This is a genomic window from Aromatoleum sp. (genome assembly GCF_035254505.1).
GTDB lineage: Bacteria > Pseudomonadota > Gammaproteobacteria > Burkholderiales > Rhodocyclaceae > Aromatoleum.
This window is the reverse complement of record NZ_DATFAO010000051.1, coordinates 123,253-144,791: the sequence shown is the minus strand read 5'-3', so window position 1 is coordinate 144,791 and position 21,539 is coordinate 123,253. Positions and strand designations below refer to the sequence as shown.

20 protein-coding genes are annotated in these 21,539 nt (G+C 64.3%); 9 read left to right on the top strand and 11 right to left on the bottom strand.

Going from position 1 to position 21,539, the window contains the following annotated elements; translation table 11 throughout:
• Positions 1-2: 2 nt before the first annotated feature.
• Positions 3-3,014 carry a type VI secretion system Vgr family protein gene (locus tag VJ673_RS09590; RefSeq protein WP_324125858.1) on the bottom strand — a complete coding sequence of 1,004 codons (3,012 nt, stop codon included), beginning with the start codon at positions 3,012-3,014 and terminating at the stop codon, positions 3-5.
• Positions 3,015-3,144: 130 nt separating this feature from the next.
• Positions 3,145-3,456: a hypothetical protein gene (locus VJ673_RS09585; RefSeq protein WP_324125857.1), complete on the bottom strand. Its 312-nt coding sequence runs from the start codon at positions 3,454-3,456 to the stop codon at positions 3,145-3,147.
• A 102-nt stretch (positions 3,457-3,558) separates the two neighbouring features.
• Here VJ673_RS09585 and msrB point away from each other — a divergent pair, with 102 nt between their 5' ends.
• Both msrB and msrA read left to right on the top strand, forming a co-directional pair.
• The gene (gene msrB, locus VJ673_RS09580) at positions 3,559-4,002 is read left to right on the top strand and encodes a peptide-methionine (R)-S-oxide reductase MsrB (RefSeq protein ID WP_324125856.1); all 444 of its coding nucleotides are present in this window, start codon (positions 3,559-3,561) and stop codon (positions 4,000-4,002) included.
• A 2-nt stretch (positions 4,003-4,004) separates the two neighbouring features.
• Positions 4,005-4,523 carry a peptide-methionine (S)-S-oxide reductase MsrA gene (msrA, locus tag VJ673_RS09575; protein WP_324125855.1) on the top strand — a complete coding sequence of 173 codons (519 nt, stop codon included), beginning with the start codon at positions 4,005-4,007 and terminating at the stop codon, positions 4,521-4,523.
• 20 nt (positions 4,524-4,543) lie between these two features.
• Here msrA and VJ673_RS09570 read toward each other — a convergent pair whose 3' ends face one another.
• Entirely contained in the window at positions 4,544-5,251 is a 708-nt protein-coding gene (locus VJ673_RS09570) for a DUF2189 domain-containing protein (RefSeq protein ID WP_324125854.1), read from the bottom strand.
• A 226-nt stretch (positions 5,252-5,477) separates the two neighbouring features.
• On the opposite strand from VJ673_RS09570, the gene VJ673_RS09565 reads away from it, so the two are divergent.
• Positions 5,478-6,128, top strand: a complete 651-nt coding sequence (locus VJ673_RS09565; protein ID WP_324125853.1) for a Crp/Fnr family transcriptional regulator — start codon at positions 5,478-5,480, stop codon at positions 6,126-6,128.
• A 24-nt stretch (positions 6,129-6,152) separates the two neighbouring features.
• Here the strand turns inward: VJ673_RS09565 and fdxA are convergent, their stop codons facing one another.
• From fdxA to VJ673_RS09545, 4 genes are all read right to left on the bottom strand, one after another.
• Complete coding sequence (gene fdxA, locus VJ673_RS09560; RefSeq protein WP_324125852.1) at positions 6,153-6,476, bottom strand: ferredoxin FdxA; 324 nt, start codon at positions 6,474-6,476, stop codon at positions 6,153-6,155.
• 152 nt (positions 6,477-6,628) lie between these two features.
• Entirely contained in the window at positions 6,629-6,949 is a 321-nt protein-coding gene (locus VJ673_RS09555; protein WP_324125851.1) for a hypothetical protein, read from the bottom strand.
• A gap of 91 nt (positions 6,950-7,040) precedes the next feature.
• Positions 7,041-7,322, bottom strand: coding sequence for an SDR family oxidoreductase (locus VJ673_RS09550; protein WP_324125850.1), 282 nt, complete (start codon positions 7,320-7,322; stop codon positions 7,041-7,043).
• 5 nt (positions 7,323-7,327) lie between these two features.
• Positions 7,328-8,818: a TolC family protein gene (locus tag VJ673_RS09545; protein WP_324125849.1), complete on the bottom strand. Its 1,491-nt coding sequence runs from the start codon at positions 8,816-8,818 to the stop codon at positions 7,328-7,330.
• Between the two features lie 119 nt (positions 8,819-8,937).
• Here VJ673_RS09545 and VJ673_RS09540 point away from each other — a divergent pair, with 119 nt between their 5' ends.
• From VJ673_RS09540 to VJ673_RS09530, 3 genes are read left to right on the top strand one after another with little or no spacing between them, the layout of a single operon-like run.
• Positions 8,938-9,555 (top strand): TetR/AcrR family transcriptional regulator, encoded by a 618-nt coding sequence (locus tag VJ673_RS09540; protein WP_324125847.1) that lies wholly within the window; start codon positions 8,938-8,940, stop codon positions 9,553-9,555.
• Positions 9,556-9,608: 53 nt separating this feature from the next.
• Positions 9,609-10,739, top strand: coding sequence for an efflux RND transporter periplasmic adaptor subunit (locus VJ673_RS09535; protein WP_324125846.1), 1,131 nt, complete (start codon positions 9,609-9,611; stop codon positions 10,737-10,739).
• Complete coding sequence (locus tag VJ673_RS09530) at positions 10,736-13,837, top strand: efflux RND transporter permease subunit (protein WP_324125845.1); 3,102 nt, start codon at positions 10,736-10,738, stop codon at positions 13,835-13,837. The genes VJ673_RS09535 and VJ673_RS09530 overlap by 4 nt, the downstream gene beginning before the upstream one ends.
• Before the next feature lie 16 nt (positions 13,838-13,853).
• Here VJ673_RS09530 and VJ673_RS09525 read toward each other — a convergent pair whose 3' ends face one another.
• From VJ673_RS09525 to VJ673_RS09515, 3 genes are all read right to left on the bottom strand, one after another.
• Positions 13,854-14,846 (bottom strand): HpcH/HpaI aldolase/citrate lyase family protein, encoded by a 993-nt coding sequence (locus tag VJ673_RS09525; protein WP_324125844.1) that lies wholly within the window; start codon positions 14,844-14,846, stop codon positions 13,854-13,856.
• A gap of 178 nt (positions 14,847-15,024) precedes the next feature.
• Positions 15,025-16,437, bottom strand: coding sequence for an amino acid permease (locus VJ673_RS09520; RefSeq protein ID WP_324125843.1), 1,413 nt, complete (start codon positions 16,435-16,437; stop codon positions 15,025-15,027).
• Positions 16,438-16,488: 51 nt separating this feature from the next.
• Positions 16,489-16,863 (bottom strand): RidA family protein, encoded by a 375-nt coding sequence (locus VJ673_RS09515; protein ID WP_324125842.1) that lies wholly within the window; start codon positions 16,861-16,863, stop codon positions 16,489-16,491.
• A gap of 263 nt (positions 16,864-17,126) precedes the next feature.
• Here VJ673_RS09515 and VJ673_RS09510 point away from each other — a divergent pair, with 263 nt between their 5' ends.
• From VJ673_RS09510 to VJ673_RS09500, 3 genes are all read left to right on the top strand, one after another.
• On the top strand, positions 17,127-18,674 hold the full coding sequence (locus VJ673_RS09510) for a sigma-54-dependent transcriptional regulator (protein WP_324125841.1): 1,548 nt from the start codon (positions 17,127-17,129) through the stop codon (positions 18,672-18,674).
• 139 nt (positions 18,675-18,813) lie between these two features.
• Positions 18,814-19,197 carry a YidH family protein gene (locus VJ673_RS09505; protein ID WP_324125840.1) on the top strand — a complete coding sequence of 128 codons (384 nt, stop codon included), beginning with the start codon at positions 18,814-18,816 and terminating at the stop codon, positions 19,195-19,197.
• A 16-nt stretch (positions 19,198-19,213) separates the two neighbouring features.
• Complete coding sequence (locus VJ673_RS09500; RefSeq protein WP_324125839.1) at positions 19,214-19,852, top strand: DUF2238 domain-containing protein; 639 nt, start codon at positions 19,214-19,216, stop codon at positions 19,850-19,852.
• A gap of 827 nt (positions 19,853-20,679) precedes the next feature.
• Here VJ673_RS09500 and VJ673_RS09495 read toward each other — a convergent pair.
• Positions 20,680-21,468: a hypothetical protein gene (locus tag VJ673_RS09495; RefSeq protein WP_324125838.1), complete on the bottom strand. Its 789-nt coding sequence runs from the start codon at positions 21,466-21,468 to the stop codon at positions 20,680-20,682.
• Positions 21,469-21,539 lie beyond the last annotated feature (71 nt).

Here is a 21,539-nt window from a genome sequence, read left to right as displayed (position 1 = left end):
GGCTAAGCTTCATCGGGCAGTACTTCAATGGCCACGTGCTGAAAATGTGCGGCGTCAACGATGTCGGCGTGTCCATGAGCGTCGGTGCGGCCCTCGATCACACGGCCGTCTTCGAGCGTCATGCGGAATCGGCGGCTGACGATGGGATCCTCACTCCCTTCCCAGGTCAGGGTCGGCCTGCGGTGGAAGGCATCGACGGGCATGAATGAAGGGGCGTCATAGCTCAGGCTCGTGGGGCCGCTGAAACTCTTCTTGCTCGCATGCACCGTGATCGTCCCCGGGCACGCGACCGTGATCCCGCCGTCGATGGTGATGCTCGCGCCGCCTTCGACGGCGAGCACGATGCGTTTGGCGGCGGCGAAGTCGATGTGGGCGTTGGCGCTGACGAGTTTGAGGTCCTGCTTCGCTTGCAGCTTGAGTTCGTCGCTTTGCGCCTGCAGGTCGATGTCGTCGCGGGCGGCGATGAGGCGGATGCCGGAGTTCCCTTCGCCGGGGCGGATCGCGCCGGCGACGAGGCCGATGGCCTGGCCGGTATGGAGGCGCGCCTTGCCGCCGATGGCGAGGTTGGTGTCGGCGCCGCTCATGAAGGCGACGGTTTCGCCGGCGGTGAATTGGAGGTTCTGGCCGGCGACCAGACCGAGGTCGCCGCGGGCGCTCTGGACGAGCATTGGTTCAGCGAGGTGTGGGAGCTTGTCCCGGTCGATCGTTACGTTGCCGGCGGCGGCATCACTCGCGGCCTGATCGCTGTTCCCGCCGTCGACCATGCCGGAGGCCGCGTGGACGAAGGCGGCAAGGGGAGCGTGGTCGGGGCTCCCGATGCTGGCGCCGGCAGCGGTGGTGCCGAGGGCGGCGGCGAGTTGCACGGTCTGGTGGGTTTTGGCGGCGCGCGAAAGGGTGTCGGCGAGCGTGCAGGCTTGACGCAGGAGCGCCAGGCCGGGGGCGAGGTCGCCGGCGGGCTCTGAATCGCTGCGCAGGCCCCAAGTGCTCATCAGTACGCCGCGGCCGCCGCGCAGCGCCCCCCAGGCGTCGGTGCGCAGCTCAGCCCCGATGCCACGGAAGGAGCCGCGGTAGTTGTCGGTCTGGTGGACGAGATGGCCGAGGTTGAGTTCGGAGGCGTGTTGGGTGGTCTTGAGCTGGACGCGTTGCTGGCCGTCGCTGTCGTCGAAGACCAGCTGGTTGTAGCCCGACCCGCCGAATTCCTTGGTCTTGAAGCCGGTGAGTGCAGCCGGATGGCGGTGCGGGACGGGGGCAGCGCCGTGCCACGCGGGGCTGTTCCCAGCGGTGAGATTGGCTTGGCCTCCGGGATGGTGATCGGTGGCAGCGTCGAACGCGCGGGTGTCGCACGCCTCACCGGGAGCGCCGCCGGGGGTCGGAGGCTCGCCGCCTTCGCCGCGGCCGTTGTAGAGCGCGCCGAGGATGACCGGGCGGTCGATGTCGTGGCCGAGGAAGCCGACCAGCACTTCCTGGCCGATGCGCGGCAGCCACTGCCAGCCCATGCCGGGGCCGGCCTGGCGAGTGGCGACGCGGACCCAGCAGCTCGTGCGGTCGTCGGGCGCGTCGCCTTGCTGCCAGTGAAAGCGCACCTTGATGCGGCCGAGAGCATCGCACCACAATTCGTCCGCGCCGTTCGGCGTGGTTTCGCCGTGCGGGCCGACGACGATCGCGCTCATCGGCCCCGGAGAGGTCGGGCGCGCGTTCAATCGCGCTCCGGTGTCGTCTTCGAGCTGCGGGCGCCAGGGGACGTGGCCGCGCAGGGCCTCGAAACGGTTCGCGTAGCCGCGCTCCGCGGCGAGCGCGAGGACTTCGGCGGGGAGTCGCCGCGGGGCGCGGACCGGTTCGATCACGTCGCCCGTCGCGAGTGCCTGCAGGTCGTCGGTGAGAAGTTCGGCGGCGGCGAGGCGTTTCGTGATGCCGGCGATCGATTCGCCGGTGAGGTTGTTGATGCCGATATGCAGCACGTCGGTGACGGCAAAGCGGCGATCGCGTTCCGCATCCCCCGCGCCGACGGCGCCGGCGAGTGCGTCGAGCGGCGAGCCCATCAGGTCGAACGCGCCTCCGGGGCGTAGACTACGGACAGTAGCGCGGCCGAGGAAAGTTTCGCTGCGCGCCTCGGCCGCTTCTATCAGGAGGCGTTGGGCTCGCTCGGCCTCATAGACGTTCGCGAAGGCGTAAGGTCCGGCGTCATCGTAGGCTTCGAGGTGTGGGGCGTGTTCGCCACCGACGTCGAGCGCGGTCGGAGTGCTTGCTGCGACCGCGCGCGCCGCCTTGTAGTCGTGGCTGAGTCCGGTTGCGAGCGCGATCGACAGGCGCCGCTGCGCGCCGAAGGCGACGACGCTGTCTTGCGCCTCCTGGGAATCCGCCCGGTGAAAGCGCAGGCCGAGGCCGCCGTTGGCGTGGGCTGAGAGCGGGTCTTCGGGAAAGCGCGTGCTGTCGGCGAAAAGCCGCAGGCGGTGGCCAGAGGGCGCCGCGGCATCGTCCTCCACATACCAGCCGAGCCCTTCTTCGGCGAGGAGCCGCGACATGAAGGTGTAGTCCGATTCGCGGTACTGCACGCAGTAGCTGCGCGGGCGGACGTCTGCGAGAAATTCGGCAACTTCCTCGCTCCAGTGCCAGGCGGCGTGGTCCGCGTAGTCGGCGAAGACCGCTTCGACGATCGCGATCACCGATTTTTCCTGGAACACGCGGTTGTGGCGGCCGCGCGTGAGGAGCCAGCTCCAAGGGACGACGACAATCCGATAGCGCGCGAAGCCGCCGTCCGCGCCCAGCGCGAGGGCCGCGCGCACGAGGCCGCTGCGGCCGACACGGCTGCCGTCGGAAGTCGTCGCGTGCAGCGTCACCGCCTGGCCGAGCATCGCGTCGAGCGGGATGAAGGCGTCGGGAGACAGGAGATCGATGCACAGCTCGAAGCCCGCCGACAGGCGCTCGCTGCCCCAGCAGGATTCCACCGGCAACTCCAGGTCCGCGTCCCGCCAGCTCAGGGAGAAGAGGCGGGTGTCGGACGTGAAGGGAAGCATGGCAGGGGCGCGGATTTGATGAAACCGGCATCCTACCGGTTTTCATGCCAATGACAATATGCAGAATGCAATATGCCAGAGCGCCGCAATCTGAAGGTGAGATAAATTGGGCTGAGGGAGGGGCTGAAAATTACGGCACGACGACGAAGTCCGGATTGGCAACGGCGAAGGCAGCATCGCGATCCGGTGCGGGCGGGTAAATCCATTTCGTCGTGATTTCCCGTTTGAGCGACTTGGCGTCCTCCCGCAGCAACGAGACCTGAGGGTCCCAACCCTCAGTGTAGAGCGCGCCCCACGGCCCTAAATCCAGGCAGGTCACATACTTCGGCTGGCTATAGGGGTGCAGCGGCAAATCGACCAGCTCCGCCGCCGCGTTATGACCGGCCAGACGGCCAAGCCGGTCATGCTCATTCTGGAACGGCTGAGAACATCTGTCGGGCAAGGCGGCCCTAACCCACGGCAACTTAGCGCCCTCTCCGGCGTCTGTAAGATTCAGCACCCGTGCTACGACAAAGAATACGTCACCCACCAGAGAGACAACGCAATGAAACGCTATACGAAGAGTGAAGCCGCCATCGCCGCTTTGACGCCGGAGCAATTCCGCGTCACCCAGCAAAGCGGAACCGAGCGCCCGGGCACGGGGGAGTATCTTCACAACCACGCGCCGGGAATCTATGTGGACGTCGTATCGGGCGAACCGCTGTTCGCATCCAGCGACAAGTTCGAATCGGGCTGTGGCTGGCCGAGCTTCACGAAACCGATCGTCCCGGCGTTCGTCAGCGAACTGCGCGACACTACCCACGGCATGACCCGCACCGAAGTGCGCTCGGCCCATGGCGACAGCCATCTGGGGCACGTTTTCCCGGACGGCCCGCGCGACCGCGGCGGACTGCGTTACTGCATCAATTCGGCGTCCCTGCGCTTCATTCCACTCGACCGGATGGAAGCCGAGGGCTATGGGGAATACATCGGCCAGGTGGAGGTGTGACCATGGCCAATTCCCAACGCGCCATACTCGCGGGCGGATGCTTCTGGGGCATGCAGGATCTGATCCGGCGTCTGCCCGGCGTCCTCTCCACCCGTGTCGGCTATACCGGCGGCGAGGTGCCCAATGCGACCTATCGCAATCACGGAAACCATGCGGAAGGCATCGAAATCCTGTTCGATCCCGAGCGAATCAGCTATCGGCGCCTGTTGGAGTTCTTCTTCCAGATCCACGATCCGACCACCCGCAATCGTCAAGGCAACGACACCGGCCCGTCCTATCGTTCGGCGATCTACTACGTCGATGAGCAGCAGCGGCAAGTCGCGCTCGACACGATCGCCGACGTCAATGCGTCCCGGCTGTGGCCGGGCCGGGTCGTGACCGAGGTCGAGCCGGTCGGCGATTTCTGGGAAGCCGAGTCTGAGCATCAGGACTATCTCGAACGCTATCCTGGCGGCTACACCTGCCACTTCCCGCGTGCCGGCTGGGTCCTCCCGAAACGCGCCGCGACCGACGCCGGGTAGCGGCTTTCGTCACTCTCCCCTCAGGCGGGCTCGTCCGGAAATACCTGCTGGTAAAGAGATTCGGTCGCGAACGCCATGACGGGGAGGGTCACCGTGAGCAGCAGGGGCACGATGATGGACACGATGACGGTGCCTCCCAGGATCAAGCTCCACGTCATATTTGCCGCAATGCTGCGAAAAATGGCGCGAACGCTCGCGGTGACCGCGACGACCAGGTTGGCTCGCCGCTCGATCAGAAGCGGAACGGCATACGCGGTGATGCAGAAGACGATCACCGCGAACAGGCTGCCGGCGACCGCTGCCCCCAGATGGAAACGCATCAGCTCGCCGGACAGGGGAAACATCATCTTCCATCCCGCGTAGCTTCGCCCGAGCATGAAACTGTAGAGAATCCCCGCGTCCGTCACCCAGATCACGAACAGGAAGAGGCAAACCACGAGCAGGCCCCAGAGCGCCCGAGGCGATTGCCGAAAGCCTTGGGTGATGTCCCGCCAGCTTGGTTTGCGCCCGCTGCGCAAGGCCCTCGAAATGCCGAAGAAGCCGGCCAGCAGCGCCGGCGCGATCAGCAGGAATCCGCCGATCAGCGGCAAGCCCATCGGTGCCAGTCCCGCCGCCGACAGCAGCGAAATGATGCCGACGCCGAGGATCGCGAAGCTGCCCGAGAACGCCACGCAGAGCGGAGCAACGCGCAGAAAGGTGCGCAGGCCGCAGGACAAAGCTTCGAGCACTTGTCCCGGCCGGATGCGTCGAGGTTCCGGACGACCGCTATTTGCTGGCATGCGGCACCATGAAGAGGAGGTGGGTTTAAAGATGCATCAAAGTTGACTCTTTTGCAACGCCTTCCTATATTCGAACGGACGGTCACCTGTCGCCCCTGCATATTCTCCAGCCGACGAAAACATTATGGGTCATGTTCAATCCGTGTTCGCGCAGCCTCCGATTGCCGGCCCGTTCATGGATCGATGCCAACCGGATCTCTCGCTCCTCGTGCAAGGCGGGCGGCATCGGCGGCTGGCGGCGGGGGAATCCCTGTGGTTCGCCGGCGAGCGCGCAAGCCACTTCGCGGTGCTGGAATCGGGCGTCGTGCAGGTCCGGCGAATGACGCCGACGGGAGAGGGCATCGTCATCGGCCTGTTCCGGAGCGGCGAGGCGATCGGCCTCGCGGCCGCGCTCGAGGATGTCGCCTACCCAGCCGACGCGATCGCAGTCGGTGGCCCCGTCGACGTGGTGGCGATCCGTGCCGACACCTTGCGCGAATCCCTGCGCAGCTCGATCGACGTGGGACTCGCCGTCAATCGAGCGCTGCTGCAGCACAGCGCCGCGCTGCGGGCGAAGATCGACATCGTCAGCGCCGGTTCGGTGCCACGCCGCCTCGCTGCGCTGATGCATTACCTGATCGAACGCTTCGGCCACCAGACCGACTCGGGCAGCATCCTTGTCGACGTGCACCTCGCGCGCGAGGACATCGCCCAACTCGTCAGCGCGCGCGTCGAGACGGTCATCCGCATCCTCAGCCGATGGCAGAAGGCCGGCTGGATCACGCCGCGGCCGGGCGGCATCGAGATCGAGCGCGCCGACATGCTGCGCCGGATCATCGATCCCTGACTGCCATCCGGAGCGCGCTCGCGCTCAGCGTTCGAGCAGCTTGAGCTTGTCCTTCACCGTCGCCCAGAACCCAGCGTCCTCGGGCGCCGGCTTGACCTGGACGATCGGCTGCCATTGCTTCGCCAGCTCTTCGTTGAGTGCGATGAAGTGCCGCTGGTTCGCCGGCATGTCGTCCTCCGAGAAGATCGCATCGACCGGACATTCGGCGACGCACAAGGTGCAGTCGATGCACTCCCGCGGATCGATCGCGAGGAAATTGGGCCCTTCGCGGAAAGCGTCGACAGGGCAGACATCGACGCAATCCGTGTGTTTGCACTTGATGCAGGCTTCAGTTACTACGTAAGTCATGATTCGTCTCTCGTTCGGAATGGGGCTGCGTCTGCAGCGCGAGACAAATCTAGGCGATAGGCGAAAAAGCCTGAATGACAAAAATCATTTTGGAGGCAGCGAGCTGCACCGAAGCCTTTCGTTCCAGTCTTCTATGGAGTCCGGTCCCGCGACTAGCCCGAGCTTCCCAGAATGGAGCGGCGCGCGCGCTCGTGCGGGTCGATCGCCGGCTGCGATCCCGTTGCGAGTGCGGGCCGGAATGCGACTCCTGCCGCGGGCAACGCAAGGATTAGCTGGCGCGCGAGTTCATGCGGATCCGTCGGCGTTTGCGCCTCGGTTACCGTCGTGGTGGGGATAGCCGCTGAATGTTGTGTCGCGCTCAGTATCAACTGCCGCGCCTGCTCGTGAGGATCCATGGGGCGGCCGGGATCGGCCAGCGCGGTGTGGGCGGAAAGGACGAGGGCGATGCCGGACAATGCCAGGATCGATTTCATGATGAGTCTCCTGTTGGGTGAAGCAGTCGGGGTGAAACAGTTGGCGGACGGTACCGTTGGCGCTCGGCGCGGTTCCGCCGGGAAATTTCTGTTATCCGTTCATGGCGCGAGAGAGAAAGGCCCGGTGCAGCCAGCGTGGCGTTGCCCACGTGAGGATCACGAGGGCCTTGTTCGCCCAGCCCGACACGACGCTGATGCGTCCGGCATGCAAGGCGCGGATGCCGGCACGCACCACGGGGGTCGGCTGCATCATCAAGCCCTTCAACGCGGGGGTGAGCTTCATCTGCGCCGCGCTGGCGAAGCGGGCGAACTCCTCACCGAAGCCGCTCGACGCGCCCGTGACGAGCACCCATGATTTGTCGGTTGTGGGCATTTTGCTTACCTGCGGTCAGTGGTGGAGAGGTGGCTGTAGAGGCGGTCGCTGCTTGCATGTGACGCATCCCACCCGCCCCCCAAAGCCCGGAAGGAGGCAATGGCGGCGCGTGCCGCCTCCGTTTGCGCCTGTGCTTTCGCATCGCGCGCCTGCAGCAGGTTGCCGTCGGCATCGAGCACCTCGATCAGGCTGACGACGCCACCCTGGTAGGCGGCAAGCGAGTTCTCGCGCGCACGGGCGAGAGAGGATTCACCCCGCGCCAGGATGCCGACCTGGGCCTCGCGTTTGACGAGCGCGGAGAAGGCGTTCTCGACATCTTCGGCTGCCCGCAGCACGGCCAGCCGATAGGCCGCCAGGGCTTCGGCCTCCTGGCCGCGCGCGGCGGCGATCTGCGCGTCGACACGGCCGAAGTCGAAGAGGCGCCAGCGCAGTCCGAGGACGCCCTGGGCCTGGCTGGCGGCGCCGGTGAAGAGGTTGCCGCTCGCGATCGCCGTAGCGCTGCCTACCAGTGCAGCGAGCGAGAACTTGGGGTAGTACTCCGAGATCGCGACGCCGATGCGCGCACTGGCGGCCGCCAGGCGCCGCTCGGCGACGATGAGATCCGGCCTGCGGCGAATCATCTCGGCCGGGGTGCCGGTCTCGGCCAGACCCGGAGCGACCGGGACCGGCGCCACCGGCGTCAGCGCCGCGCGATTGGTCCCCGGCTGCACCCCGAGCAGCACGTCCAGCGCGTTCATCGCCGAATCGAGGCCGGCTTCCAGGACCGGGATCTGCGCCTCGGCCTGGGTGAGCGAACCTTCGGCCTGGTTCATCTGGAGCTCGGCGGCGACTCCCTTCTCATACTGGAGCCTGACCGTGGCGAGCAACTGGCGGCGGGTCTCCACTTGCTGTCCAGCGATCGCGATGCGCGCTTGCAAGCCCCGGATCGTGACGTACACATCCGCCGCCTGCGCGGCCACGGCAAGCCGTGTCGCCACTGCGCCGGCTTCGGAAGCCTCGTACGCCGCGCGTGCAGCTTCTTGCCCTCGCCGCAGTCCGCCGAACACGTCGATCTCCCAGCTCGCACCGAGGTTGGCCTCGTAGGAGTTGCCGCTGCGATCGAAGCCGGGCGTGGTGTCGAGCACCTGCCCCAGCGGGGTCTCGACCGACTGATAGCCTCGTGCAGCGTTTACACTCACGTTGGCCGCCGGAAGCAGCGCCGCATCGGCGTAACGCAATGACGCGCGCGACTGGGCGACCCGGGCCGCCGCTTGCGCGATGTCGAGGTTCTGTTCGAGGGCCAGGGAGATGAAGTGCGTTAGCTGCGGGTCGTCGAAACCGGCCCACCAGGTCGTGAGGTCTGCCTTGTGCTGAACCTGCCGGTGATCGATACCTTGCTGCCCGAGGAAAGCGGACGACAGCGCGATCTCGGGCGGCTGGTAGGCGGGGCCGACGGCGCAGCCCGTCAGGACGCCGATACTTAAAAGCAGGGCGAGAGAACGGGGATGGGCGGGCATGTGAGTCCTCAGGGGAGTTGAGTTGTTGTGACTAAAATCAATAATAGTCACACGTTGGTGACTGTCAACTAAAATCGTCACTAGTTGAAAAGATAGGACATGTGAGGTACTGTTTTCTTATGAGCCAAATCCCGTCTTCCGCCCCCGCGTCGCGTGGGCCAGCCGACCACAACGTTCGAGACCAGATCGTCGAGGCGGCCGGCGAGCACTTCAGCCACTACGGCTACGAGAAGACCACGGTCTCCGACTTGGCCAAGGCGATCGGCTTTTCCAAGGCTTATATCTACAAGTTCTTCGATTCCAAACAGGCCATCGGCGAGGCCATCTGCTCGAAGACCTTGAGCGCCATCATTGCGGCGGTCGAAGAGGCGGTGGCCGTTGCGAGCACGCCGACGGAAAAATTTCGCCGAATGTTCAAGACCTTGGTGTCGACCGGCGTCGGTCTGTTCTTCAACGATCGCAAGCTGTACGACATCGCAGCGTATTCGGCCGGCGAGGGCTGGCCGTCCGCCCGCGCCTACTGCGAACGCATCCGGCAGATCCTGATGGAGATCGTCCGAGAGGGCCGGGAGAGCGGCGAGTTCGAGCGCAAGACGCCGCTGGACGAGACCGTGCATGCGATCGATCTGGTCATGCAGCCCTATGTGAATCCGCTCTTGCTCCAGTACAACCTCGATGTTGCGGAGGAGGCGCCGGCGCAGCTTTCGAACCTGGTGCTGCGCAGCCTCGCGCCTTAGAAGATAGAAGAAGTGTGATGTGACTATTGACAATAATAGTCACTAGATAGAGCATGGAGGCCTTCGCGTTCCCGGAGGTCGCCATGCTTCAGCGCCGCAATATTCCCTTCCTCGCCCTCGTCGGTCTGCTGCCGCTAGCGCTCGCAGCCTGCAACAACGCCACTTCTTCAACGGATCCACGGACCCAGACTCCCGCCGTGCGAGTGGGGGCGGTGGAGGCCGCGGTCCGCGTCGAGCGTTCCTTCACCGGTGTCGTTGCGGCGCGGGTGCAGAGCGACCTGGGCTTCCGCGTTCCCGGCAAGATCCTGGAGCGCCTGGTCGACACCGGTCAGGCCGTCAAGCGCGGCCAGCCGCTCATGCGCATCGACCCCACCGATTTGCGGCTTGCCACCCGCGCCCACGACGAGGCTGTAGCCGCGGCCACGGCACGCGCGCGCCAGACGGCGGACGACGAGGCGCGATACCGCGATCTCGTCGCGGGCGGTGCGGTGTCGGCCTCTGCTTACGACAAGATCAAGGCCGCCGCCGAGTCGGCACGGGCGGAGCTTAAAGCGGCCCAGGCCCAGGCCGACGTTGCCCGGAACGAAACCGGCTACACGGTCCTGCTGGCGGACGCGGACGGCGTGGTGGTGGAGACCCTGGCGGAGGCGGGCCAAGTCGTCGGTGCCGGTCAGGTTGTCGTCCGGGTGGCGCATGCCGGGCGCCGCGAAGCCGTCATCGAGCTCCCCGAAACCCTGCGCCCGGCGGTCGGGTCGGTGGGGCGCGCAGCCTTGTACGGCAGCGGGCTCACCGGCGCGGCGAAACTGCGGCAGTTGTCGGATGCCGCCAACCCCCTGACACGGACCTTCGAGGCGCGCTATGTGCTGGAGGGCCGCCTGGCGGATGCACCGCTGGGCTCGACCATTTCCATCCAGCTCCCGTCCGACCGCGCTACCCCGGCCCTGCAGGTCCCGATCGGCGCAATCTTCGATCCGGGCAAAGGGCCCGGCGTATGGCGGGTCGAAGGGGAGGGCGGCGAGGGGCCCCGGGTCAGCTGGCGCGCCGTGCAGCTGGCCGGCCTGAGTAGCGAATCCGCCTCGGTCGTCGCCGGCCTGGTAGCGGGCGATCGCGTCGTCGTGCTCGGCGCGCATCTGCTGCACGAAGGCGAGCAGGTACGACTCGCCGACGGCGGAGAAAAGAAATGAGCGCCTTCAACCTCTCCGCTCTCGCCGTCCGCGAGCGCTCGGTCACCCTCTTTCTGATGATCGCGATCTTCATCGCGGGGATCGTGGCCTTCCTGACGCTAGGCCGGGCGGAGGACCCCGCCTTTACCATCAAGCAGATGACCGTGGTCACCGCCTGGCCTGGGGCCACGGCCAAGGAGATGGAAGAACTGGTCGCCGAGCCGCTGGAAAAGCGCATGCAGGAACTGCGCTGGTATGACCGGACCGAGACTTTTACGCGACCGGGCCTGGCCTTCACCACGGTGTTCCTGCTCGACAGCACGCCGCCCACCGAGGTCCCCGAGCAGTTCTATCAGGCGCGCAAGAAACTCGGCGACGAGGGGCTCAGGCTGCCGCGTGGCGTCATCGGTCCGATGGTGAACGACGAGTACGCCGACGTGACCTTTGCGCTTTATGCCCTGAAAGCGAAGGGCGAGCCGCATCGGCAGCTGGTGCGCGACGCGGAGACCATGCGCCAGCGACTGCTTCACGTGGCGGGCGTCAAGAAGGTGAACATCATCGGCGAGCAGGCCGAACGGATTTTCGTCGAGTTCTCTCATGATCGCCTCGCGACTCTGGGCGTCTCGCCGCGCGACCTTTTCGCGGCGCTGAACGGGCGCAACTTCATGACGCCCGCCGGTTCGATCGAAGCCAAGGGCCCACAGGTCTTCATCCGCCTGGATGGCGCCATCGACGATCTGGAAGCGATCCGGAACTCGCCGGTCGCGGTTCGCGGCCGGACGCTGAAGCTCGGCGACATTGCCGAGGTGAAGCGGGGCTACGAGGATCCGGCCACCTTCCTGATCCGCAACAACGGCGAGCCGACCTTGCTGCTCGGCGTGGTGATGCGCGAGGGTTGGAACGGCCTCGATCTCGGCCGGGCGCTGGAGGCGGAAGCGGCAGCGATCAACGCTGAGATGCCGCTCGGCATGAGCCTCTCCAAGGTCACGGACCAGTCGGTCAATATCCATTCGGCCGTCGGCGAGTTCATGGTCAAGTTCTTCGTTGCCCTCGGCGTGGTGATGCTGGTCGGCTTCCTCAGCATGGGATGGCGTGCCGGCATCGTGGTCTCGGCCGCGGTTCCTCTGACGCTGGCCGCGGTCTTCATCATCATGGCGGCGACCGGCAAGAATTTCGACCGCATCACGCTGGGCTCCCTGATCCTCGCCCTGGGGCTGCTGGTCGACGACGCGATCATCGCCATCGAGATGATGGTCGTGAAGATGGAGGAGGGCTACGACCGCATCCGGGCAGCGGCCTACGCGTGGAGCCATACCGCCGCGCCGATGCTCTCCGGCACGCTGGTGACGGCGATCGGCTTCATGCCGAACGGCTTCGCCAAGTCGACCGCCGGCGAGTACACCAGCAACATGTTCTGGATCGTCGGCATTGCGTTGATCGCCTCGTGGATCGTTGCCGTGGTGTTCACGCCCTACGTGGGGGTGAAGCTGCTGCCGAACTTCGAGAAGCATGCGGGCGGGCACGGGGCCATCTACGCCACGCCGAGCTACGAGCGCTTCCGCCGACTGCTGGGAGGGGTGATCCGGCGCAAATGGCTGGTTGCGGCAGGCGTGATCGGCGCCTTCGTTGTCGCGGTGCTGGGCATGGGCGCGGTCAACAAGCAGTTCTTCCCGACCTCCGACCGGCCGGAAGTGCTAGTCGAGGTGCAGATGCCCTATGGCACCTCGATCGAGCAGACGAGTGCCGCGACGGCGAAGGTCGAAGCCTGGCTAGCGAAGCAGAAGGAGGCCAGGATCGTGACGTCCTACATCGGCCAGGGCGCTCCGCGCTTCTTCCTGGCGATGTCGCCCGAATTGCCCGATCCGTCGTTCGCCAAAATCGTCGTCCTCACGGGGAATGACAAGGAACGGGAAGCCCTCAAGTTCAGACTGCGCGAGGCGGTCGCCGACGGGTTGGCGCCCGAGGCGCGGGTGCGCGTGACCCAGATCGTGTTCGGCCCCCCTTCACCCTTTCCCGTGGCCTTCCGCGTTATGGGGGCGGACCCGGACAAGCTGCGTGACATCGCGGCGCAAGTGCGTGGCGTCATGCAGGCCTCTGCACAGATGCGAACGGTCAACACCGACTGGGGCGAGCGCGTGCCCGCATTGCATTTTTCGGTCGATCAGGACCGGCTCCAGAGCCTCGGCCTCAGCTCCAGCGACGTGGGGCAACAGCTTCAGTTCCTGCTGAACGGCATCCCGGTGACCGATGTGCGCGAAGACATCCGTTCGGTGCAGGTCACGGCCAGATCGGCCGGAAGCACACGGCTCGATCCGGGCAGAATTGCCGATTTCACGCTGGTCGGAGCGGCCGGCCAGCGGATTCCGCTGTCGCAGGTCGGCAGCGTGGAGGTGCGCATGGAAGACCCCATCCAGCGTCGTCGCGATCGCACGCCGACGATCACCGTGCGGGGTGATATTGCCGAGGGCTTGCAGCCGCCGGACGTGTCCACCGCCGTGATGAAGGATCTTCAGCCGATCATTGCGCAGCTCCCGGCCGGCTACCGGATCGAGCAAGCGGGCTCCATCGAGGAATCCGGCAAGGCCAATCGCGCCTTGGCGCCGCTGTTCCCCATCATGATCGCCCTGACGCTGATCACCATCATCTTCCAGGTCCGCTCGATCTCCGCAATGGCGATGGTGTTCGCTACCGCGCCGCTGGGCCTCATCGGGGTCGTGCCTACGTTGCTCGCGTTCGGGCAGCCGTTCGGCATCAACGCGCTGGTCGGCCTGATTGCGTTGTCCGGGATCCTGATGCGCAACACGCTCATCCTGATCGGCCAGATTCGCGGCAACGAGAAGGAGGGATTGGCGCCTTTCGACGCCGTGGTCGAGGCTACCGTGCAGCGCGCGCGTCCGGTCATCCTCACCGCGCTCGCCGCGATCCTGGCCTTCATACCGCTGACCCAGTCGGTGTTCTGGGGCACGCTGGCCTATACCTTGATCGGCGGCACCTTCGCCGGGACAGTCTTGACTCTGGTGTTCCTGCCAGCCTTGTACGCGATCTGGTTCAAGATCAGGCCGGCGGCGGGGGATGGGCAAGCCGTTCCGGCGATGCGAACGGACGCTATGGCGGCCTAGCGGAAGGAATCTGGATTTAGCCGAAGAAGCGGGCGCGAGTCTCGTCGGGAATCGGCATTCCGGTGGCGGCCGCGCGCTTGAGCAGTTCCCAGTAATAGCGGTAGGAGGCGCGGTCGTGGAGCTTGCCGGCATGCTGGATCGGGCCCCAGTGGACATCCTGGGCTGCCGTGAGGATGCTGGCGGCTTCCTCGACTTCCGAGAAGTCCGGTCGCATCGCTTCGATGATCGGCTGGATCTGGTTCGGGTGGATGCTCCACATGCGCAGGTAGCCGAATTCCCGGCGAGCCCGCTCGGCGTCACGGCGGATGTAGTCGATATCCTTGAGTTCGGTCGTCACGTTGTGAGACGGGACAACGCCGTTGGCCAGGGCCGCGGCGGCGATGTCGCACTTGGCGCGGACGATCAGCGGGTGCTCGAACTGACCGGGGCTGCGCATCGCCGAACCGGGGATCGCGCCGTGGTGGCCGCTGACGAAGTCCATGAGCCCGAAATCCAGCGATTCCACGCTGTCGAGGGCGGCGATCTCCCAGGCGTCGCGCAGGGCGCCGTGGGTTTCGATCAGCACATGCACGGGAATCTCCCGCTCGATGCCGTGTTTGCGCTCCGCCTGGCGGAGCGCCTCGATCTGCTGCGCCGCATCGGCAGCACTGCGCGGCTTCGGCAAGGTCAGGAAGGCCATGCGGGCGCCGGCCTTGCCGACCAGGATGTCCACGTCCTGTTCCCAGTGCGGGTGGGTGACGTCGTGGATGCGTGCCCCGACGCGGCCGAAGCGGTTGTCGTTCGACATGATGATGGAGGCCGCCATCGCTGCATGCTCGCTTTCCGCGCCGGAGCGCGCTCCATCCTCGCAGTCGCAGGTAATGTCGAAGACCGGTCCCAGCTCCTGCTGGACTGAGAGGGCCTTGAGCATCAGCTTTTCGCTGCCGGCATAGTGGTCGACGGCAGGCAGGACGGGAAAGGGCTTTTCGCCCTGGAAGAGGACGTCGTCAGGCAGCGTTTTGGAGTGCATGGACTAAATCGGCGAATGATGGGTGAATGAAATTAGCAGAATCAGGGCGACGAGTTCCTTGAACTATAAGTCAGCAATGCGGGTTAGGGGTTGCCCATTCCGAAACTCTGGCGAGGGCCTTGTGGTCTTCTTCCCCCGAGGCTCGCCGTCAGGGGAAGAAGAAACGAGTGCTGCCTGATCAGGCAGTCGCGGCAGAGAGCACCGGCTTTGCCTGCTTGCTCATGCGATAGCCGATCCCCAGCAACGCGAACCAGACCGGTGCCACATAGAGCGCCACACGGGTACTCGGGTCGATGGCCAGAAGTGCGCCAACGGCGACCATGAAGCCGACCACCACCCAGTTCATGTAAGGCGCGCCCGGCATGCGGAAGGCCACTGCCTTGGCTTGCCCGGCTGCCACCGCCTTCCGGTAGCGGCGGTGCGCGATCATGATGATCGACCAGGTCCACAGGGCGCCGATCAGCGAGATGCTCGTCACCCAGGTGAAGACCTCCTCCGGCACGAGGTAATTGAGCACCACGCCGATGCTCATCAACGCAGTCGAGAAGGTGATCGCATTGGACGGCAAGTGATTGCGATTGACTTTGCCGAATGCTTGCGGCGCCTGACGGAACTGGGCCAGGGTATAGAGCATGCGTCCGGTACTGAAGATGCCGCTATTGCAGGACGACGCCGCCGCCGTGATCACGACGAAATTGATGATGCCGGCCGCCCCCGGAATGCCGATGCGTTCGAAGACGAAGACGAAGGGACTGACACCGGGCTTGAGTTCGTTCCACGGCACCAAGGCCATCATGACGACAAGGGCACCGATGTAGAAGGTCAGGATGCGCCAGATCACGCTGTTGGTGGCGCTCGGCAGGACCTTTGCGGGGTTCTGTGCTTCGCCGGCCGTCACGCCGATCAGCTCGACACCTTGATATGCGAACATCACCATCTGCAGCGTGAGCACGACGCCAAGGATGCCGAAGGGCATGAAACCCTGGTGGCTCCACAGGTTCGAGAAGCTCGCAGTGTGACCGAGCGGCGTGATGTCGAAGAAGATGATGGCGAGGCCGATCAGGATCATGGCGATGATCGTGACGACCTTGATCAGCGCGAACCAGAACTCGAGTTCGCCGAATATCGCCACCGAGATCCGATTGACCGCGTACAGCACGCTCAGGGTGACCAGCGCCGGTATCCATTGCGGCACGTCGGGAAACCAGTAATGGATATAGACCGCGACCGCCGTGATCTCGGCCATGCCAATGGTCACCCAGGTAAACCAGTAGGACCAGCCCGTGGCGAAGCCCGCGAAAGGCCCCACGAATTCTTCGGCATAGGTGGCAAAGGAGCCGGCTACCGGACGATAGAGCAGCAATTCCCCCAGGGCGCGCATGATGAAGAAGATGATCAAGCCGCCAAGGGCATAGCTCAGCAACAGTCCCGGGCCAGCAACGGAGATGGCACGCCCGGCGCCGAGAAACAGGCCGACGCCGATCGCTCCGCCGATGGCGATCATCTGGATGTGCCGGTCCTTCAAGCCGCGATGGAGATCCCGCGCTTCGTGCGCTCGCTCTTCGGCAAGCAGTGCTTTTACATCAGTCATGAAAGACTCCTTTCGATCCGGACCCACCGGATCGGACGATGGGAAGAAGCGTCAGCCCAAGCGGGCGACGACCTCGATTTCGACCTTGGCGTCGCGTGGCAGACGTGCCACCTGAACGGTCGAGCGCGCCGGCTTATGGCTACCGAAACGACGCTCATACACGGCGTTAAGACGCGCGAAGTCGTTCAGGTCCTGGACGAAGACCGTACTCTTGACGACCTGGTTGAGCGAGGCGCCGGCTGCCGCCAGCACGGCCGACAGGTTGTCGAAGACCTGTTCTGCCTGAGCCTCGATATCGAGATCGATCAACTCGCCACTGGCCGTGAGCGGAATTTGTCCCGAGGTATAGAGCCATCCGTCGACCGCGATGGCCTGGACGTACGGCCCAATGGCTCGCGGTGCGGCGGATGTTTCAATGACTTGCATTACTTTGTCTCCTTTGTGTTGTGCCGGTCGAGGATGAGGGTATGCCGGTGAATTACCCAGTGAATGCATGTCGGTTCAGCAATGCTCGTGCCAGCTTTCTTATCCTTTTAAAAACAGGAATTTATAAACATTTTTGTCGCCCGAAAACTCGATGTGTATCGATTTCATTACGCAGAGTCTTCAGTTTTTCCGAATTTATTTAGATAAAGCATGTTTATCAAACGTTTACGCGTTTTGTCTTATTTCTGATACGCTGTCTCGAATTGATTACAGGCGGCAAGATGCGTATTGACGTCTTCTTCTCTGACCGTGTTGGCATTGCCCAGGAAGTCCTGGCCGAGCTCGCCCGGCGCCGGCTGAACGTGACCGCGGTCGAGGTGGAGCCGCCCCACATCTACATCGAGGCGCCGGCGGTCGACGCCGCCGCGCTCAGGGAATTGCGCACCCAGTTGCTGCAGGTAGCCGGCGTGAGCAGCGTCGAGCCGGTCGGCATGTTGCCCGGAGCGCAGCGCCGGCTGTACCTCGATGCGCTGCTCGCTTCGCAGCCCGATCCGGTATTGGCTGTCGACGAATCCGGCATCGTCGTCGTCGCCAACAGCGCTGCGGTGGCAGCCAGCGGCATCGGCGAGGGCAGCCTGATCGGCAGTTCGATGCAGGAACTGATCGGCAATCCGGCGCTGCTCGGCGAGTTGATCGACCGCGGCTACCATCTCCCGGTTTGCGAAATCGACATGAACGGCGAGCCCTACATGCTGGAGACCATGCCCCTGCACGAAACCGGGGGCCGAGTCGCCGGGGCCGTGATGACGCTGCACGCGCCGAGCCGTATGGGCGAACGCCTGAGTGCCCTGCACAACTACGATGCGGGTGGCTTCGACGCCATACTCGGCAGCTCGCCGGAAATAGAACAACTCAAGCAGCGCGCCGCCCGCATGGCGATGGTCGATGCCCCGCTGCTGATCACGGGCGAGACGGGCACTGGCAAGGAATTGCTGGCCCATGCCTGCCACGCGGGCAGCGGGCGCAGCAGCGAACCCTTCTTTGCCTTGAACTGCGCCGCCCTGCCGGAAAATCTTGCGGAGAGCGAGCTCTTCGGCTATTCCGCCGGCGCCTTCACCGGCGGCTTGCGGGGCGGCAAGCCCGGCCTGCTTGAATTGGCCGACGGCGGCACGGTATTTCTCGACGAGGTCGGCGAAATGTCGCCCTATCTGCAGGCCAAGCTGCTGCGCTTCCTCAACGACGGCAGCTTTCGTCGAGTCGGCGGTGACCGCGAGGTCAAGATGAATGTACGTATCATCAGTGCGACTCACCGCTCGCTCGAGGACATGGTGATCAGCGGCCATTTCCGCCAGGACCTGCTCTTCCGCTTGAACGTTCTCAGCCTGCATGTGCCACCCTTGCGTGAACGCCCCGGCGACATCCTGCCACTCGCTCAGTTCTTCTTGAGTCGTGCCTGCGCCCAGGCCTCGCGTCCCGTCATGCGGCTTACCCAGGCGGCCTGCGCTGCCATGCTCAGCAACCCTTGGGTCGGCAACGTCCGGCAGTTGCAGAATGTGATTTTCCGTGCCGTGACGATGGCCGAAAGGACCATCATCAACGTCGACGACCTGGAACTCGCCCAGGTTGCGACGCCCGTACAACCCGGCGAAAGCAACGACGTCACCACCCTGGACGAAGCCGTCGCGGATTTCGAGAAGAGCCTGCTACAACGCCTGCACCGGGAGTTCCCATCCAGTCGACGCCTGGCCAAGCGGCTTGGTGCCTCGCATTCAGCCATCGCCAATCGCCTGCGACGTTACGGAATTTCGTAAACGAGGAGCCTGGATGGCTGGATGGATGTTCGGTACAGCGGAGCATCCGGGTGCGCTGAGGCCTGCATGGACATCGCCTTCGACGGCGCGCGCGGGAATATGGTATTCAGGAGGAGTTCCAAAAAGGAAGGCACGGGTCATGTCATTGCCGGATTCCGATCCCCGGGTGTTTTTCGCCGCCGAGCGAACCTTGCTGGCCTGGCTGCGCACAGGCATCACGATTATCGGACTCGGCTTCGTCGTCTCGCGCTTCGGCTTGTTCCTGCAACTGGTCGCGAGCTCGCGACAGCTGCATCCCGCGCTCTCCGTGTCGTGGGTATCGGAAGCGCTGGGCATCGGATTTGTCCTGGCCGGCGCTCTCGCGATCGGCATCGCGGCCTTGCAACATCGGAGGTTCGTGGCAACCTTGCCCCTCCATGACCTGCCGTCCGGCTACTCGAGATTGTTTGCGCTCGCGCTGTCTTCTTTCGTGGCCGCGCTTGGTCTGGCGCTGGCGGCTTATCTCTTCTTCGTGGGGAGCTGAAAGCCGTCTCGACATCATGTCCGATACCAACAAGAGCTACCGTTCGCGCTACCTATTGATCGCCTTGGGAGTCCTTCTGACGCTCCTGGCGCTGTCGGGAATCGGCACCTATGACTTCGCGACCTGGGTGATGGAAGTGTTCCCGATCTTCATCGTCGTTCCGGTCCTGTGCGCGACTTACCGGCGCTTCCCGCTGACGAACCTCTTGTACGTGTGCATCTTTCTGCACGCGCTCGTCCTGATGGTCGGCGGGCATTACACCTATGCGCGGGTCCCGATCGGCTTCGAAGTCGCGGAAGCTTTCGGGCTGCACCGCAACCCCTATGACAAGCTCGGCCACTTCTTCCAGGGCTTCGTGCCGGCGCTCGCCGCGCGTGAGATCTTGATCCGCGGCGCCTTCGTCAATGGGCGACGCATGCTGAACTTCCTCGTCGTGTGTGTGGTGCTGGCGATCAGCGCGAGCTATGAGTTCATCGAGTGGGGCGCTGGGCTGGCGATGGAGCAGGGGGCCGACGAGTTTCTCGGCACCCAGGGCGATCCGTGGGATACGCAGTCGGACATGTTCATGGCGCTCGTCGGGGCGGTCGTTGCTGTTGCCGGTTTTGCGCGGCTGCAGGATCGGGAGATCGCGATGCTGCCACGGCAACGACAATAGAGTTCTCGCCGCTTACGTCGGATCTACTTGCGACGTTGGAGCTCCGGAATCGCTGCCGCAAACATCCCTTGCTTCGTCCCGCTGCGAAATGCCTGGTGTGCGATACCTCATCCACAAGATCTGGGGATAACTCGCGGGATAAGTGCTTTCGGACGGCGGCAAAGTGCCGGGGTGACGAGGGGATTGGATTGTTGCCTCAAAATGAAGCAGAACGCTCGACCAACGTCGGCTGATGGCCTGCTTCGTCGCGACACGGCCCCCGCAGCAGCGCGCGCAATTGAGGTTGACAGCGTCAAGCACATCATTGATGGGGCGACTCCGTCTGGTTTGTCGGGCCTCGAGAGGTCGGCGGAGTCCGAGGTTCGCATACGAGCCAATGACTGGCAGCGTTTCCTGTGACAACTCCCGCCTCCTCCTGGAAATCTGACTAGAGCTCCCAACCCTGCCCAACTTTAGTCAGGCGCGGCCCCAACCCGTCTTGATCAATATCGTCCACAAGGGACGCCTTCACAAAAAACACATTACGAAGGACGTCTCGCGGACGCTGCGAAGCGCGCTTCGCAGCCATCAAGACTGGATGGGGACACCAGATGGACTCGAGTATCACCGTTTCACGAGGCCGTGCGGCTTCCGATATCAGCGGCACCGACGGCACGGCCGTCGTCAGGACCTGGGCGCTGGTCGGCGCCGGTTTCATAACTTCATGCTGTACCTGGTCTAACGCTGGGTGACGGCGCCGTATTTCGGGCCGACCGAGCTTGCGGGGGTCGAGGTGCCGCTGAATTTCAAGATCGACGTGCGGTGATTGGCTTCTGCATAAGGCGGCGCTACCTCGTCCCGGTCGCTTGGGCCGGAGCGCTTGTCACATAGCGTCCCTGCTTGCCGGGGGCATCGGGGAAAGTCGGCGCCCTTGTCGGCCGCTGCGGGACAGGCCAGCCAGAGCGCGTGGCCCACTGCGCGATGTCTGGAATGGGACCGGGCTGGTCGCCGGCAGGGCAGTCGTATAGGCAGTACCACGTGTCGGCGTCCTTGCCGATCACGGGCTTGCGGTCGCCAAAGCGCGCCCAGCCGACGAAAGGCCGAATGTAGGTGCCGTGTGGATGGCTTTTCGTCTTCGGCGCATAGCTAGTCACGTCGATGTAGGGACGCATGTCGTCGTACAACTGATAGCCCCATTCGCGGCATCCGAAAATCGGCTTGACGGGGTCTGTCGCCTTGAACTTTGGCCCGTACTTATAGAACTCGTCGGTCGCCGACCACGGGGAGGGCATTTCGTCGGTACTGCAGAACGTCGGCGCCCAGTCGACGCTGGAGTCGCCAAAGCCGTGAAACCAGTCGGAAACCGGATACTGTCTGTCGCTTTTCGAGTCGCCTTCCGACAGGACAAGGAGAATCAGTCGTCCGACGGTAGCCAGTTGCCCCTTGAGGGGGCGCTCAACCATGTTGGATGAAATAACGACGCCGTCTTTATTGAACTCCAAAGGAGTGAGACTGTGACTTTCCCTTTCCCCGAAGGGGGTAAAGGTGTAGGTTGGATCGACCATGGCCAAATAGTTGTATGTCGGCATGTGGACATCTGCTGGCTGCGCATTGAATTTTATTGCGCTCTGCTTCATTTCTGACCAGTTGCCTCCCACAAGTCTCATCCAATATCGCAGTTCCCAAGGCCGATCCAGCCGGCGTGCAA